Origin of the sequence: Flavobacterium sp., from assembly GCF_036782315.1 — a bacterium.
In the GTDB taxonomy this organism is placed as follows: Bacteria; Bacteroidota; Bacteroidia; order Flavobacteriales; family Flavobacteriaceae; genus Flavobacterium.
Map to the genome: position 1 here is coordinate 19,552 of NZ_DAIPZK010000015.1, position 16,303 is coordinate 35,854.

Consider the following 16,303-nt stretch of genomic DNA (forward strand, 5'->3'; position numbering starts at 1 on the left):
ATTAAAAATTAAAAACCGTAAGTTATACCAATACCTGGTGAAAACACAACAGACTTGTAAGTTCCTCCAAAGCTACTCCCATCACTAACGTGATCGTAAGAATTATCCACTTCATCAAAATGTAAATAAAGGAATGAAAAATCAACACCTAATTTATTATTTACTTGATACGTTAAACCTCCTGTATATCCCATAGAATCGTTTCTTGGAGTTTCTGGTGCAAAATAACCATCTTGAACTGGACTTTCGTCAAAATACCAACCTGCTCTAAATGTAAATTTATTATTTGCAATGTATTGCATACCCACTCTGTAAGTACTAGAATTTTTGTAATTTCTTGGGTTATGTGAATCTGTCAAAGCCGGATTAGTAAAATCTACATCTAAACTTTTGTAAGTACTCCACATAGCTCTGTTATAATCAAAAGCCATTAAAAATTTATCTGTAAACTTATACGATAACCCTACCGTTAATTCTGCAGGCAAAGGCAAATCCGCATTAAATTTTGTGGTAGGCGCAGTTCCGAATGAAGGATAATCTCCAAAAGTAACATCTCCATCTCTTGCCTCCATAATAATTTCAGAACGGTAGTTCATCCCTAATCTTAATTTATCTGTTGGATTAAACATAAAACCAGCTGTATAACCCCAAGCAGTAATTCCTTTAGATTCAATTGTTAAATCTGTTCTTCCATTATCTCCTGAAGTTGATCTATCAACATTTCTATTAAAATTAACAGAACCTGATGCCAAAATTGGCCCTCCTCCAACACTAAAATGCTCACCTACTCTAATTGAAATAGATGGTTGTACAAAAATTGCTTTTAAATCAATATTATTTACTAAATGAGAACCAACCCAATCTTGATCCCACTCTACAGCACTACCATAAGGAGTATAAACCGCTAAACCAGCAGTAAACCAATTGTTTAATTTGTAAGTTGCATAAACACTAAAAGGTGTTCCCACATTCTTTGTATCAGCTTCCCATCCATATCGAGAATTTTGAAATTTAGTATTTGCAAACAATCCGTTTCCACCAATCGATAAATTGAATTTTTTATCCAAATAAGCCATACCTGCTGGATTGAAAAACGCAACCTCAGCACTATTAACTACTGCAACACCTGTGTGCCCCATAGCCAATTGTTTTTGACCTTGAATACTAACTCTATATCCACCTGCAAAAGCAGTAGAGCCAGCCAAAGCCAATAATGTTAAAGAAAGTAATTTTCTCATAATGTAAAATGTGTTAGTTTTTTCTTTGTTTGTAAAATCTTAACTTCAAAATTATAACAAAATATGAATTTTACAATTTTTTTAACTAAAAAATTATGCATGCATAATTTTTTTACTGATTATTTAATAAAATTTACCACAATTGAGAAAAAATCTTTAGGATTTTCGGCATGTAGCCAGTGTCCTGCATTTTTTATCGTTTCAATACGTGCTTTAGGGAAATGATGATATATTGTTTCAAAATCACTATCCAAAATATAATCTGACTTATCTCCTCTGAGGAATAAAGTATCTTTAGAAAAAATATTTTCGAAAGGCAAAGCAGTCCCTATAACTTCAATTTTTTCATTAAAAACCTTCAAATTAAATCGGAATGCCAATTGTTCGGGGGCTTCCCAATACAAATTCTTGAGTAAAAACTGGCGTGTTCCAAAATCTCTGATATAGCCTGAAACAATCTCTTCAACTTCTCCTCTACTCGGTTTTTTTGAAAAATCAACCGTGTTTAATGCTGCTAAAATAGTTTGATGATGCGGTGCATAATATTTTGGTCCGATATCAGCTACCACTAATTTAGAAACCAATTCAGGATAAGTTGTTGCTAAAAGCATAGCTACTTTTCCACCCATAGAATGTCCAATTATAGTAACATCTTTTAATTGATGGTATTCACAATATTGCTTTACATCTTCTGCCATAATATCATATGAAAAATCATCCGAATGAAAACTTTTTCCATGATTTCTCAAATCTAAAGCGTGTACTTGAAAACCTTCATTTGCAAATTGAGTTCCCAATGTTTTCCAGTTATCCGACATACCTAAAAAACCATGAATAATAACCAGCGGCTTTCCTTCGCCTTCTATTCTTGAATGCAACAACATCTTATTTTAATTTTTGAAGATACATATTCACTACATTTTCCAATCCTAAATATAGGGATTCCGAAATTAAAGCATGACCAATCGAAACTTCAAGCAATTGTGGAATATTATCTTTAAAAAATTTAATATTATCCAAGCTTAAATCATGGCCTGCATTAATTCCCAACCCTAATTCATTAGCTTTAATAGCAGCTTTTACATAAGGTTCAATTCCTTTTTTATTTCCTAAACCATACTCATGAGCAAAAGATTCGGTATATAGTTCTATTCTATCTGTCCCAGTTGCTTTTGCCCCTTCTACCATTTTTTCATCCGGATCAACAAAAATTGAAGTTCTAATTCCGTTACGTTGAAATTCCTGGATTACTTCTATCAAATAAGATTGATGTTTTATTGTATCCCAACCTGCATTTGAAGTCAAAGCACCAATAGCATCTGGAACTAAGGTAACTTGTGTTGGCTTACATTCTAAAACCAAATCAATAAAGTTGTGTTGAGGATTTCCTTCGATATTATATTCGGTATAAACAATAGATTTTAAATCACGTGCATCTTGATAACGAATATGACGTTCATCTGGTCGTGGGTGAATCGTAATTCCATCAGCACCAAACTTTTGAATATCTTTTGCAACTTTCAATAAATCAGGCACATTCCCTCCTCTTGAATTTCGAAGTGTCGCAATTTTATTAATGTTTACTGATAACTTTGTCATAATAATTTTTAATTTATACAAAAATACAAAGTATAAGTTAGCTAGCATGTGGGATTTTTTGATTATTTTGCGATAAATTTTCATCATATTCTCAATGAACAATTTAACAAGTTACATTAATAACGAAATAAAACCTCTAAAACACACTGATTCTATTACAGATGCGCAAGATTTGTTTTTAGATTTTCCTTACACGCACTTTCCTGTTACAGAAGATGGCGTATATATAGGTTGTGTAAGCAAAGAAAGTGTAGAACTTTTAAACAGTGATGCTATTATTAATGATAGCAGATTTCATTTTGAACGCTTTTTTGTTCGTACCACAACCATTTGGCTTGATGTTTTAGAAATTTTTGCCAAAAATGAAAGCAACTTAATTCCGGTTTTAGATGAAAAAAATGTTTATTTAGGATATTATGAATTGGAAGATGTTATTCGTTTTTTCCATGAAACTCCTTTTCTGAAAGAAGAAGGAGGAATTATAGTTGTAGAAAAAGAATCAGACAAATTCTCAATGAGCCAAGTGGCTCAAATTGTAGAAAGTAATAATGCTAAAATTCTAGGACTATTCATCTCAAATATTGTTGGAAATAAAGTAGAAATTACAGTAAAAATCAGTCAAAGTGGATTGAACGATATTATTCAGACTTTTAGGCGTTATGAATATGAAATTATTTCTGAACATCAAGAAGATTCTTATTTGAATAGTTTAAAAGAACGTTCAGATTACTTAGACAAATATTTAAATATTTAAAATAAATCGTAATGAAAATAGCACTATTTGGTCAATATTATCAAAATAGCACTGCAGAAACGGTTCAAAAAGTAGTATCTTTTTTAGAATCAAAAAAAATTGAAATCGCTTTTGAATCTCATTTTTTAAACACTTTAAAAGAAAAAAATATTATTTCAAAAGAATACAAAACCTATTCAAATTATGATACTTTAGATACTGATTTAAAAGCTCTAATTAGTATTGGTGGAGACGGAACCATATTAAAAGCCGCTACTTTTGTAAGAGACAAAAACATCCCTATCATAGGAATTAACGCGGGAAGATTAGGTTTTTTAGCAACCATTCAATTTGAAAATATTGAACCTCTTTTACAAAAGCTGTTAGACAATGATTATGCTATTTCAAAACGAACTTTATTAAGTATTGAAACTACACCAAAATACAACAATTTTCAAGAACTCGACTTTGCTTTAAACGAGGTTACAGTAGCCCGAAAAGATACTACTTCGATGATAACAATTGTTACCTATTTAAATGGAGAATATCTTACTTCATACTGGGCTGACGGTTTAATTGTTTCTACACCTACAGGTTCTACAGGTTATTCATTAAGCTGTGGTGGTCCCGTGTTAACTCCAAACGTTGAAAGCTTAGTAATTACTCCAATGGCTCCTCACAATTTGAATGCGAGACCTTTAGTTATAACTGATGACATGGAAATTGAACTTCGCGTTTCAGGGAGAGAAGAACAGTTTTTAATTTCATTAGATTCTAGAATTTCTGCCGTTTCTAAAGATACTATAGTTAAAATTAAAAAATCACAGTTTACAATTTCGATAATTGAATTTAAAGAAGAATCCTTCCTTAATACTATTCGAAAAAAATTACTTTGGGGAGAAGACAAAAGAAATTAACACTCTTTTTATATCATTTTTCATTTTTTAACGTTTTAGCAAAACAAAAAAGAACAAAAAAAACCTTTAAAATAGGGATAAGAAGTCATTATTGTTATATTTGCAAACTATTTTAAAAAATGAAGCACTTTTTAATTCATATATTACTGATTTTCTGCGGGTTCAGCACATTTGCTCAAATAAACGAATTGGGCATATTTGTTGGTGGTGTTAACTATATTGGTGATGTGGGACCAACGGATTACATTGCTCCAAACGAGCCTGCAATAGGAATTCTTTATAAATGGAATAGAAGTCCGCGTCATGCTTATCGTTTTTCATACACACAAGGAAGTTTAAAATCAAAAGACATTGACAGCGATGTTCCTAGTAGATATGAAAGAGGTTTTTCATTTAAAAATAGTACTAAAGAATTTTCAGCTGGATTAGAATTTAATTTTATGGATTTTGATCTCCATGATTCAAAAACAAAAGTCTCACCTTATGTTTACAGCGGTATAAGTTACTTCATATATGATGAGATATTTATTTTAGGAAACGAAAGTCATTTAGATTACAGGAGTAGTACTTTTGCTATTCCAATGACAGTAGGAATTAAAGGACGTTTTTTTGAAAAATTTATAATTGGAGCTGAAGTAGGTTTTAGATATACTTTTACTGATAATTTAGATGGAAGTAATCCAAAAAATGATAATTTTGAAACCTTACGTTTTGGAAATTTAAATAGTAATGATTGGTATGTTTTTACTGGTTTAACATTAACGTATACCTTTGGTAAAAACCCTTGTTTTTGTGCAAAATAAAAGATGGATTTAGTTCAACAAATTAATATAGAAGCCTTACCCCAACATTTAGCCATTATTATGGATGGAAATGGCAGATGGGCAAAACAGAAAGGATTGATGCGAGCTTTGGGACATGAAAGTGGAACAAAATCGGTTAAAACTACTGTTGAAACTTGTGCTAAACTGGGGATAAAAAATCTTACACTTTACGCTTTTTCCACTGAAAATTGGAATCGACCCAAAATGGAAGTTGACACCTTAATGAAGCTTTTAGTATCTTCATTAAAAAAAGAAATTAAGACTTTACAAACCAATAATATTAAATTAAACGCTATTGGAAATTTAACAAATTTACCTTCAAGCGTACAAAAAGAATTACAAGAAGTAATCAATAAAACTTCCGAAAACTCTAGGCTTACCCTTACTTTAGCTCTAAGTTATGGTGCTAGAGAAGAACTTATACAAGCTGTTAAAAAAATTTCTGACAAAGTTAAAAATAATATAATTTCTGAAGAGGCTATTGACGAATCAATTATTAATCAGCATCTTTACACGCACAATTTACCAGATGTCGATTTAGTAATCAGAACAAGTGGCGAACATCGGATAAGTAATTTCTTGCTATGGCAAATTGCCTATGCAGAATTTTATTTTACTGACGTACTTTGGCCTGATTTTTCAGAAAATCATTTATATGAAGCAATTATTAGTTATCAAAAAAGAGAACGCCGATTTGGAAAAACCAGCGAACAAATTATACCCGAAAAAAATGTTTAAAAAAGGACTACAATTACTTTCAATTTTCATATTACTGAACAGTTCATCTCTATTTTCTCAAGAAACAAAACTTGATAATGGAAAAGAATACATTTTAGCTAAAATTAAAGTTACCGGTAAAATTTCATATAACGAACAAACCGTTACCACTTTTACTGGCTTAGAAAAAGGACAATCTATTATGGTTCCTGGTGAAGATATAAGTTTAGCAATTAAAAAATTATGGAAATTAGGTTTATTTTCTGACGTTGCTTTCTATGTTAATGAAATAAAAGGAGATAGTATTTACCTGGAACTTAATATAAATGAATTACCTAAAATTTCAGATGTAAAAATTAAAGGTGTAAAAAAAGGAAAATCTGAAGAGCTAATTAAAGAAACAGATTTAAAAAAAGGAAAAATAGTAAATGAAAATTTATTAACTACAACCAAGAATTACATTGAAAACAAATACAAGAAGGACGGATTTTACAATGCAAAAGTAGCCATTAATACCATACTAGACAGCACCGAAACTGAAGTAAAAATGGTAGTTAATGTAGACAGAGGAAGCAAGGTAAAAGTGAGTAAAATTGATTTTGAAGGTAACAGTCAAATATCAGACTCGAAACTAAAAAAAGCATTTAAAAATACTAAAGTTAAAAATCCTTTAAGAATTTTTAAAGCTTCAAAATACATCAAAGACAAGTATAAATCTGATCTAAATTCAGTTGTTGACAAATACAAAGAAAACGGATATAGAGATGCACGAATTATAAGTGACTCTGTTATTTATAACAAGAAAAGTAACACTGTTGCTATTAAAGTAAAATTAGAAGAAGGAAGAAAATATTATTTTGGAGATATCCGTTATTTAGGTAACACCGTATATACAGATCGCCAACTGAATGCAATTTTAGGTATAAAAAAAGGAGATGTTTACAACGGTACTATTTTACAAAAAAGAATTGCTGATCAAACAAAACCAGACGGAGAAGATTTAACCAACTTATATCAAAATAACGGTTATCTTTTTTCAAATATTAATCCTGTAGAAATTAGAACTGTTAATGATACTATTGATTTTGAGATTAGAATAACTGAAGGTCCAATTGCTTATTTCAACAAAATTACTGTAGTTGGTAATGACAAAACAAATGATCACGTTATTTATAGAGAATTAAGAACTAAGCCAGGACAAAAATATAGTAAAGAAGATTTAATACGTTCTATTCGTGAAATTGGTCAATTAGGTTTTTTTGATCCAGAAGCTATTAAACCAGATTTTAAAAATGTAGATCCACAAGCTGGTACTGTTGATATTGAATATAATGTAGTAGAAAAAGGATCAAGTCAAGTAGAGCTTCAAGGAGGTTATGGCGGTGGAGGTTTCATTGGAACGTTAGGTTTGTCTTTCAATAATTTTTCAGCAAGGAATATTTTCAAAAAAGATGCTTACAAACCTTTACCAATGGGAGACGGTCAAAAAATGGCATTACGTTTACAAGGAAGTTCCTATTTTAGAACTTATAGTTTATCTTTTTCAGAACCATGGTTTGGAGGAAAAAAACCTGTAAGTTTTTCTTCTTCATTTTCCTACAGTAAACAATATCTTTATAATTTTCAAACGCGTGATATAACAAGAAATCAAAGTTTCAATATTATAACTTTAGCTACAGGTATAGCAAAAAGACTTACTGTTCCTGATGATTATTTTGTACTTTCACAAGGTTTATCTTTTCAATACTATGACTTGAATAATTACAATACAGGCCTATTTACTTTCGGAAATGGATCTTCAAGAAACCTAACATACACAATAGGTTTATCAAGAAACAGCAAAGGAGTTAATCCTATATTTCCAACTAGTGGATCAGAATTTAGTATTACAGGAAAGTTTACTTTACCATATTCATTGTTTAACGGAATTGATTATGCGAATCTAGGTAACTTAAAAGAATACAAAAAGACAGCTGGAGAAAATTATAACGCACCTGATGGTTCAGACGTGGAACCAGGAGCGTATTTGAACGAAGAAGGATATCCAGTAGACAACTTTGAAGATGCCGCAACTGATATAGGAAAAGTTGATCAAAAGAGATTTAATTGGTTAGAATATTACAAAATCAAATTTAAAGGAGATTGGTACACAAGAGTTTGGGATAAATTAGTTTTGAGAACACTTGGTGAATTTGGTTACATGGGAGCTTATAACAAAGATAGGGGTATTGTTCCTTTTGAAAGATTTTACTTAGGAGGTGATGGTTTAGCCAATTTTTCACTAGACGGAAGAGAAGTTATCCAATTGAGAGGATACCCAAACAATTCATTGTCATCAAGCAATGGAGGAACTGTCTATAACAAGTTTTCATTAGAAATGAGATATCCTATCACATTAAATCAATCAGCATCAATTTATGCTTTAACCTTTTTAGAAGCAGGTTCAGCTTTTGATAATTTTAGACAATATAATCCATTTCAACTTCAACGCTCTGCAGGTTTAGGCTTGCGTGTATTTATGCCAGCATTTGGACTATTAGGTATCGATTTTGCTCATGGATTTGATGCAATTCCAGGACAAACAGTTAAAAGTGGTTGGCAAACACACTTTATTATTGGTCAACAATTTTAGGGTTTGTTAGTACTTTTTTGTTAAATTCGTAAAAATATTTTATTATTTATTACGTTTATAGCTATTAAGTAGAATCGATTTGGTTCAACCTCTAATGAAAATTTAAGTGAAAATGAAAAAAATACTATTTATACTTGCTTTAATCACATTGTCTACCCAAGCACAAACAGCAAGAGGGGTGAAAATTGGTTACATTGATATGGAATATATTTTAGAAAAAGTTCCAGATTATGCAGATGCATTAAACCAATTAGAACAAAAAGCACAGAAGTGGAAGCAAGAAATAGAAGTTAAAAAAACAGAAATAACTAAACTAAAAGATGCTCTAAAAACTGAAAGAGTACTTTTAACAAAAGAATTAATTGAAGAAAGAGAAGAAGAAATCTCTTATTTGGAAAAAACTTTACTAGAATATCAAGAAAAACGTTTTGGACCTAAAGGCGATTTAATTATTCAAAAATCAGTCTTAATTAAACCTATTCAAGATCAAATATTTACAATAGTTCAAGATGTAGCAGAGCAAAGAAAATATGATTTTATTTTTGATAAATCATCCGATTTAACCATGTTGTTTGCGGCTCAAAAATATGACATAAGTGATTTTGTTGTGAGAAAATTAACCGCTTCTCAAAAAAGAGAAGAAATGTCTAAAAAACAGCTTAAAGCTTTAGAAGCTAAAGAAGCGCTTGAAGAATCAATGGAAGGAAATCCTGCTGTTTCAGAAAGACAAAGAATTTTAGATGAGAAAAAAGCTGCAAGAGAAAAACTAATTGAAGAACGCAAATTAGCTAACGAACAAAAAAAGGCTGATGCGGCAGAAAAAAGAAAAAAATTACTTGAAGAACGCGATGCTAAAAAAAATGGCACAGTAATTGAAAATAAAAATTCTGAAACTGATAAAGACGGTAAAACAACCGAAGGTAAAAAAGACGACAACTCTAAAACAGATTTAAAATCGGGCAAAGATGAAGAATCTAATAAAAGCGAAACAAAGAAAACAAGCGCTGAAGAAGCTCGTCAAAAACTTATTGATGAAAGAAATAGAAAATTAGAAGAAAGAAAAAAAGCCTTAGAAGAAAAAAAGAAAAAATTAGCTGAAGAAAAAGAAGCCGCTAAAAAATCTAAAGAACAAAAAAAAGAAACAGAGAATAAAAATTAAATAACTTAAATTTTAAAATTAAAAATGAAACAATTAAAAACTTTAGCAATTGCAATCGTACTTTTTATTGGAACGCAAGTTTCAGCTCAAACAAAAGTTGCACATATAGACGTTCAAGCTTTAATGACAGCTATGCCTGAAATGAAAACAGCTCAAGATCAAATGAAGAAAATTCAGGACAGCTATGATAAAGATTATAAAAACATGGTGGCTGAATACCAAACTAAATTGCAAAAATATGAGCAAGAAGCTCCAACAGCTGGAGATGCATTAAACGAGACTCGATCAAAAGAAATGCAAGATATGGGAGCTCGTATTCAACAATTTCAACAAACAGCTCAAAAAGAATTGAGCCAAAAAGAAATGGACTTAATTAAGCCAATCATGGAAAAAGCTCAAAAAGCAATCCAAAAGGTAGCTAAGGAAAAAGGATTTAATTATGTTTTAGATTCTACAACTGGAAGCGGTGTATTAGTTGCTGACGGTACTGATTTATTAGCTGATGTTAAAAAAGCATTAGGATTCTAATTACAATAAATCCATTTTCAAAAACTGCTCAAACTTGTATAAGATTGAGCAGTTTTTTTTTATTTTTGCTTATATGAAGAAAGAGAATCCAATAGGTTTATTTGACTCAGGTATTGGTGGAACATCGATATGGAGAGAAATACACGCTTTAATGCCAAATGAAAACACTATTTATCTTGCAGATAGTAAGAACGCTCCCTATGGATTAAAATCAAAAGATGAGATTATTGCACTTAGTTGTAAAAATACCGAGTTTTTATTAGAAAACAATTGTAAAATAATTGTTGTAGCATGCAATACAGCCACCACGAATGCCATAAAAGAACTTCGTGCAAAATATAATGTTCCTTTTATAGGTATTGAACCCGCTATAAAACCTGCAGCTCTACAATCTAAAACACAAACCATTGGTATACTAGCCACCAAAGGAACTCTTAACAGCGAATTATTTCATAAAAATGTGGCAAACCATCCTGATGTGAAAATAATTGAACAAATAGGCCATGGCTTAGTTCAATTGATTGAAAATGGTGATAAAGACTCCGCAGAAATGGAAGATTTATTAAGAAGCTATTTAGATCCAATGGTTCAAAACAACATTGATTATTTAGTTTTAGGTTGTAGCCATTATCCCTATTTGATTCCTCAAATTAAAAAAATTATTCCACAGCACATAAAGATTATTGATTCGGGTGAAGCAGTCGCTAAACAAACACAAAAAATATTAGAGCAAAATCAATTATTGAATGTTTCAAATAAAAAAAGCTCACAAATATTCTATACGAATAGTGAGCCTGAAGTTTTAAAAAATATTCTTGGAAATAAAGAAACTGTAATCTATAAAAATTTTTAATTTACTCTTTAAACCATCCGGAATACATTACATAATTATTTGAAATTCGTTCAATTTCTCCTGCAAAATCACTCTGGTTGATATCTTTTACTTTCTTAGCTGGAACACCTGCATAAATACAACCTGATTCCACAATTGTGTTTTGTGTAATAACAGAACCCGCAGCAACTATTGAATTGCTCTCAATAGTACAATTATCCATAACAATGGCACCCATTCCAATTAATACATTATCTTTTATTGTGCAACCATGAACAATCGCATTATGCCCAATAGATACATTGTTTCCAATAACCGTAGGATGTTTTTGATAGGTGCAATGAATAACGGCACCATCTTGAATATTAACTTTATTACCAATGCTAATTGAATTTACATCACCTCTTACAACAGCATTAAACCAAACACTACAATTGGCACCAAACGTTACATCGCCTATAATAGTAGCATTTTCAGCCACATAACAATCATCTGGAATTTGCGGAAATTTTCCGTTTACTTCTTTAATCAACATAATTAATTATTTTAAAAAAAATGTCCCGATAAATCGGGACAAAGATATTATTATAATATTTTATTAGTTAACTGCTGGACAGTTACAATCCCATTGTTTGTCTTTACAGAAAACATTCATACCTAAAGTAATTTGATGAAAACCACCATTGTCAAACTTAATATCTCCCATAACATGACTATATGTATAAGAAAACATAAAGTTCTTGTAATTTACACCTAAAATAGGTGAAACCCATTGTAAATTTTGTTTACCTCCTTCATATTCAGCACTATCAAAACTTCTTCTGTATGACATTGCTGCCCATAATTTCCCAAAATCAACAGCTTTATATACTTTAAAGTTTAAATCAATTGATGATTCTTTAGTCTCAGAAATACGTTGATACATTAATGAAGGTTCAAAAAGCAATCTATCTTCATTTCCAAAAACAGCACCTACACTCCAAAGCAATTTACTTAAATTATCGGATTCAAAACCTTCCGAATATAATTCTCGTCTTTGGCTTGCTAAGAAGTTTTTCATAGTAACATGAGTGAAGAAATCCATATAATGGTAGGAAACTCCTAAATCGATATTAAAATAAGCATCCTTTTGAATAACTCCGTTAACAATTACTGGATCGTTACCTGTAAAAGTTGAACCATCAAGTGTACTTTGAACAAAAGCTGTACTTAAACCAAAAGATAATTGATTTAAATCAACAGTTCCTCTAGAAAATCTCAAATGGTGTGCATAAGTTAATTTTGCTCCTTTTTGAGAATGATAACCGTTTCTATCATTAAACAAAATCATACCTACTCCAGATATTCCGTCTTCATCAATTGCTGTATTAAAACTAACCGTTTGCAACGATGGAGCTTCACTTTGACCAAACCATTGTTGACGACCTGTCAATCTAATTTTACCACAATTTGCAGCACCTGCCATTGATGGGTGAATCAAATAATAATTATCCGATAAATAATCTGAATAAACAGCAATTCCTTCTTGAGCAAAAGAAAATTGTGCTAACAAAAATGCTAAAATAAAATAACTCTTTTTAAAATTCATTGTAGTTATTGTTTAATGGAAACATACTTCTTACTATTCTAATTAAAAACTGAAGTTTAAAATTAAAATATTACTAATAAAAAACCACCATAAAAAATGATTTTTTACTACGAACTTGCCAAAGATATAAATTTTTGTGTTTCTTTTACAATTCACTTAAAATATTCTTAGCTTTAATTTGTGATTTTTCACATAAAAATCATAAAAATAGTCTTTTTATTTTTTTAATCACCAAAATATAATAAAAAGTTAAATAAAAAAGTGAATCGTTAAAACAATCAACATATCTATTGAACTTTGTATCTTTGCAAAAAAACAAAAATCATGCAAGTAATCGCAACTAAAATAACTCAAAATCCAGCCATTGTTAAGTTTGAATTGGATGAAATTATTGTAAGAACAGAAAATTTTGAATTCAAGAACATTGATGAAACTCAAAATTCACCGCTAGCAAAGCAATTATTTTTTCTTCCATTTGTTAAAACAGTGTATGTTTCGGGGAATTTCATTGCAATAGAAAAATTTTCAATTGTTGAATGGGAAGATGTTCAAGAGGATGTTGCTAATCAAATTAACGAGTTTATCTCGAATGGTGGTCAAATTATCAAAATAGATGAAACCAAACCAAAGAAACAGCCTATTACAGTTTATGCAGAAACAACTCCAAACCCAGCTGTTTTAAAATTTGTTTGCAATAAACTTTTAACAAAAACAGCTTTAGAATGCAAAAACATTTACGAAACAACCGCTTCTCCATTAGCAAAAGAATTATTTAAATTTCCTTTTGTTAAAGAAGTTTTTATTGATGAAAATTACATTTCAGTTACAAAATTTGCAGTAACAGAATGGGATGAAATTACTTTAGAATTAAGAACTTTTATTAAAGAATATATAGAAAACGGAAATGTTGTTATAGATGAAAACGCAATTACTAAAACTGAAGTACATCAAAAACAACAAGAAGCTTACTTTGATTCACTAGATGTTACTTCTCAACAAATCATCAATATCATTGAAGAATATGTAAAGCCAGCTGTTCAAAGCGATGGTGGAAATATTATGTTTGAATCGTTTGACCCTACAGAGAAAAGAGTAAAAGTAGTTTTACAAGGCGCTTGTAGTGGTTGCCCTTCTTCAACATTTACTTTGAAAAACGGAATAGAAAACATGCTTAAAGACATGTTGAAAGATGAAGCTATAAAAGTGGAAGCTATTAATGGTTAATTCTCCGATTATATAAAATAAAAAAGAGCCTTACGGCTCTTTTTTTATTACTTGTTTTGTTGATTAAATTCTTTAAACAACTCTAATAAATTCATGATAGATTTTATCAAATCGTTTGTTTCAAGAAGTAAAGAGAAATACAATTTACTATTTTTTGGACTTGTTTCTGTTGTTCTAATTCTAGTAATTTGTTTAGTAATTAATTCTGAAACTGTGTCTAAAAATACTTTTTTATCTTTCAAAATTTCATCCAATTTAGAAAAATCTTCTTTCTTGAAACTTGTCTCTAAACGATTAAATAATTCTTGTAATTGAGAATCAACCGTTTTAAGATCTCTAATTTGATTGAATTTTAATTTTTTATGATTGTTATTTACGTGAGAATAACTACTTGTAGTAATATAATCAATAGATTGTACCATATCTTGTAAATATCCTAAGATCAAAATATAGAATTTACTAGCCTCAACTGAATTTTCATCTAAGTTTCTAATAAAATAGAAAACATTACTTTTTAATTCGTCAATTTCTTTTTCAACCTTTTTTAGTGCTTTTTTATTCTCTTTAAGTTTTGCTAAATCTTGCAATCCTAAATTATCCACCACACTTGAATATAAAGCACTTGTTTTTCTTAAAACTTTAGAAATCTGAGAAGAACTTTCTGTAATCATTTCTTTTAATGTTACAATATCTTCTTTTCTTAAACTTTTAATTTCTTCCTCTTCTTTAACTTTCTTTTTGTGAATTTGGTTACTTCTATAGAAGAAAATAGCCACTACTATCATGAATGCAAAGAAAGCAAATACTTCACCAATAAATAAAGTGTAAGATATAATAGCTGATGATAAAAACGCTGCAAAAGCAGTTACAAACCAACCTCCAATTACATTAAATACACCCGCAACTCTATAAACAGCACTTTCTCTATCCCAAGCTCTATCTGCAAAAGACGAACCCATTGCCACCATAAAAGTTACATAAGTTGTAGATAATGGTAACTTCATTGAAGTTCCTATGGAGATTAATATAGAAGCAACAATTAAGTTTACTGATGCACGAACCATATCAAACATTGGTTGTTCATCTCTTTTTCCAGTATATTCTGGCTGAACGAATTGGGCATCTAATTTTTTCTGAAGCGATTTTGGTAAAATAAAACTAATAATATTTCCAAGATACATCATTGCTCTTACAATATTTCTTGAAAGCGGATTTGCGTTATATTTTTCGTTTCCTTCACCTTGTCTTGACAAATTCTGTTCTGTTTCAATTACAGATTTTGCTTTTTTAGAAGTCCATAATGTGTAAACCATGATTACTCCTGCTAATGCTAAAAAGATGAACGGTGCTGGTAAATTTTCACCTTCAAGTCCAGACATCATAAATTCGTTAGCAGCTACTGTTTGCCCAGGAGCAGCCCAAATTTCAAAAGCTTGGTAAGCTGCAATTGGTACCCCAATAAAGTTAACTAAGTCGTTTCCAGCAAAAGCAAGCGCTAATCCAAATGTTCCTACAATGATGATAAATTTGAAAACACTATATCTGAAAACACTAATTAATAATTGACAAACAACTGTCCATAAAATCAAAGAATAACCAATGATAGTAAACGGACTTTCTTTAATAAAATCTTTTACTTCTGAAGGAACAAAAGTAATTGACTTTAATCCTTTAACTAAGATGAAAAAAGTAATAGCCGTCATTGCTACTCCACCAAAAAGAGCTGCTACATACTTATATCTTTTTTCAATATGGAAAGTAAAGATTAACCTTGAAACATATTGCACTAACGAACCCAAAGCAAAAGAAAGCGCTACAGAAAGTAAAATACTATATACAATTTCTGATGCTTTATCAGTGTTGATGTATTTCCCTAAAGTACTAAAACTATCTCCGCTTGAATAAACTTTATAAACCGCCAAAGCAACAGAAGCTCCTAATAATGAGAAAATTACAGAAACTGTTGTTGAAGTTGGTAAACCTAATGTATTAAAAACATCTAGTAATAATACGTCGGTAATCATTACTGCTAAAAAGATAATAATTACATCATTAAAACTAAACATACTAGGGGTGAAAATTCCATTTCTGGCAATTTCCATCATACCATTAGAATAAAGTGCCCCAACAGCAACTCCAATACTCGCAACAATCATAATTGTTTTAAACGAAACCGCTTTTGAACCAATTGCTGAGTTTAAGAAATTAACCGCATCATTACTTACTCCAACCATTAAATCGGTAATAGCAAGAACAGCTAATGCAATTAACATAATAATATAAATCTGCTCCATTTTTTTTATGAATTAATT

General features: G+C 30.3%; 15 protein-coding genes. 9 read left to right on the forward strand and 6 right to left on the reverse strand.

Annotation, left to right across the window (positions count from 1 at the left end):
- Positions 1–8 precede the first annotated feature (8 nt).
- From V7P59_RS11770 to V7P59_RS11780, 3 genes are all read right to left on the reverse strand, one after another.
- Complete coding sequence (locus V7P59_RS11770) at positions 9–1,238, reverse strand: OmpP1/FadL family transporter (protein ID WP_333810347.1); 1,230 nt, start codon at positions 1,236–1,238, stop codon at positions 9–11.
- 119 nt (positions 1,239–1,357) lie between these two features.
- A complete protein-coding gene (locus tag V7P59_RS11775; protein WP_333810391.1) occupies positions 1,358–2,119 on the reverse strand; it encodes an alpha/beta fold hydrolase in 762 nt (253 codons plus the stop codon).
- A gap of 4 nt (positions 2,120–2,123) precedes the next feature.
- Positions 2,124–2,837, reverse strand: coding sequence for a pyridoxine 5'-phosphate synthase (locus V7P59_RS11780; RefSeq protein ID WP_333810348.1), 714 nt, complete (start codon positions 2,835–2,837; stop codon positions 2,124–2,126).
- 94 nt (positions 2,838–2,931) lie between these two features.
- Between V7P59_RS11780 and V7P59_RS11785 the strand changes: the two genes are divergently transcribed.
- The 8 genes from V7P59_RS11785 to murI all read left to right on the forward strand — a co-directional run bounded on the left by V7P59_RS11785 (position 2,932) and on the right by murI (position 11,200).
- Entirely contained in the window at positions 2,932–3,591 is a 660-nt protein-coding gene (locus V7P59_RS11785) for a CBS domain-containing protein (protein WP_333810349.1), read from the forward strand.
- An 11-nt stretch (positions 3,592–3,602) separates the two neighbouring features.
- Positions 3,603–4,487, forward strand: coding sequence for an NAD kinase (locus tag V7P59_RS11790; RefSeq protein WP_333810350.1), 885 nt, complete (start codon positions 3,603–3,605; stop codon positions 4,485–4,487).
- A 119-nt stretch (positions 4,488–4,606) separates the two neighbouring features.
- Positions 4,607–5,290, forward strand: coding sequence for a type IX secretion system protein PorG (porG, locus tag V7P59_RS11795; protein ID WP_333810351.1), 684 nt, complete (start codon positions 4,607–4,609; stop codon positions 5,288–5,290).
- Positions 5,291–5,293: 3 nt separating this feature from the next.
- On the forward strand, positions 5,294–6,049 hold the full coding sequence (locus V7P59_RS11800) for an isoprenyl transferase (RefSeq protein WP_333810352.1): 756 nt from the start codon (positions 5,294–5,296) through the stop codon (positions 6,047–6,049).
- Positions 5,967–8,660 carry an outer membrane protein assembly factor BamA gene (gene bamA / locus V7P59_RS11805; RefSeq protein ID WP_333810353.1) on the forward strand — a complete coding sequence of 898 codons (2,694 nt, stop codon included), beginning with the start codon at positions 5,967–5,969 and terminating at the stop codon, positions 8,658–8,660. The genes V7P59_RS11800 and bamA overlap by 83 nt, the downstream gene beginning before the upstream one ends.
- A 112-nt stretch (positions 8,661–8,772) precedes the next feature.
- A complete protein-coding gene (locus V7P59_RS11810) occupies positions 8,773–9,819 on the forward strand; it encodes an OmpH family outer membrane protein (protein ID WP_333810354.1) in 1,047 nt (348 codons plus the stop codon).
- A gap of 24 nt (positions 9,820–9,843) precedes the next feature.
- The gene (locus tag V7P59_RS11815) at positions 9,844–10,347 is read left to right on the forward strand and encodes an OmpH family outer membrane protein (RefSeq protein ID WP_333810355.1); all 504 of its coding nucleotides are present in this window, start codon (positions 9,844–9,846) and stop codon (positions 10,345–10,347) included.
- A gap of 73 nt (positions 10,348–10,420) precedes the next feature.
- Entirely contained in the window at positions 10,421–11,200 is a 780-nt protein-coding gene (gene murI / locus V7P59_RS11820) for a glutamate racemase (protein WP_333810356.1), read from the forward strand.
- Between the two features lies 1 nt (position 11,201).
- Here the strand turns inward: murI and V7P59_RS11825 are convergent, their stop codons facing one another.
- Positions 11,202–11,714, reverse strand: a complete 513-nt coding sequence (locus tag V7P59_RS11825; protein WP_333810357.1) for a gamma carbonic anhydrase family protein — start codon at positions 11,712–11,714, stop codon at positions 11,202–11,204.
- 63 nt (positions 11,715–11,777) lie between these two features.
- Positions 11,778–12,767: a PorP/SprF family type IX secretion system membrane protein gene (locus tag V7P59_RS11830; protein ID WP_333810358.1), complete on the reverse strand. Its 990-nt coding sequence runs from the start codon at positions 12,765–12,767 to the stop codon at positions 11,778–11,780.
- Positions 12,768–13,091: 324 nt separating this feature from the next.
- On the opposite strand from V7P59_RS11830, the gene V7P59_RS11835 reads away from it, so the two are divergent.
- Positions 13,092–13,991, forward strand: a complete 900-nt coding sequence (locus tag V7P59_RS11835; protein WP_333810359.1) for a NifU family protein — start codon at positions 13,092–13,094, stop codon at positions 13,989–13,991.
- A gap of 47 nt (positions 13,992–14,038) precedes the next feature.
- Here the strand turns inward: V7P59_RS11835 and V7P59_RS11840 are convergent, their stop codons facing one another.
- Positions 14,039–16,285: an inorganic phosphate transporter gene (locus V7P59_RS11840; RefSeq protein ID WP_333810360.1), complete on the reverse strand. Its 2,247-nt coding sequence runs from the start codon at positions 16,283–16,285 to the stop codon at positions 14,039–14,041.
- Positions 16,286–16,303: the final 18 nt, after the last annotated feature.

Bases quoted from the DNA above. Each gene is read 5' to 3' on its own strand.
- V7P59_RS11835 (WP_333810359.1), top strand. From the start codon at position 13,092: ATGCAAGTAATCGCAACTAAAATAACTCAAAATCCAGCCATTGTTAAG.
- V7P59_RS11815 (WP_333810355.1), top strand. From the start codon at position 9,844: ATGAAACAATTAAAAACTTTAGCAATTGCAATCGTACTTTTTATTGGA.
- murI (WP_333810356.1), top strand. From the start codon at position 10,421: ATGAAGAAAGAGAATCCAATAGGTTTATTTGACTCAGGTATTGGTGGA.
- V7P59_RS11785 (WP_333810349.1), top strand. From the start codon at position 2,932: ATGAACAATTTAACAAGTTACATTAATAACGAAATAAAACCTCTAAAA.
- V7P59_RS11790 (WP_333810350.1), top strand. From the start codon at position 3,603: ATGAAAATAGCACTATTTGGTCAATATTATCAAAATAGCACTGCAGAA.
- bamA (WP_333810353.1), top strand. From the start codon at position 5,967: ATGAAGCAATTATTAGTTATCAAAAAAGAGAACGCCGATTTGGAAAAA.
- V7P59_RS11780 (WP_333810348.1), bottom strand. From the start codon at position 2,837: ATGACAAAGTTATCAGTAAACATTAATAAAATTGCGACACTTCGAAAT.
- V7P59_RS11800 (WP_333810352.1), top strand. From the start codon at position 5,294: ATGGATTTAGTTCAACAAATTAATATAGAAGCCTTACCCCAACATTTA.
- V7P59_RS11825 (WP_333810357.1), bottom strand. From the start codon at position 11,714: ATGTTGATTAAAGAAGTAAACGGAAAATTTCCGCAAATTCCAGATGAT.
- porG (WP_333810351.1), top strand. From the start codon at position 4,607: ATGAAGCACTTTTTAATTCATATATTACTGATTTTCTGCGGGTTCAGC.
- V7P59_RS11810 (WP_333810354.1), top strand. From the start codon at position 8,773: ATGAAAAAAATACTATTTATACTTGCTTTAATCACATTGTCTACCCAA.
- V7P59_RS11830 (WP_333810358.1), bottom strand. From the start codon at position 12,767: ATGAATTTTAAAAAGAGTTATTTTATTTTAGCATTTTTGTTAGCACAA.
- V7P59_RS11840 (WP_333810360.1), bottom strand. From the start codon at position 16,285: ATGGAGCAGATTTATATTATTATGTTAATTGCATTAGCTGTTCTTGCT.
- V7P59_RS11770 (WP_333810347.1), bottom strand. From the start codon at position 1,238: ATGAGAAAATTACTTTCTTTAACATTATTGGCTTTGGCTGGCTCTACT.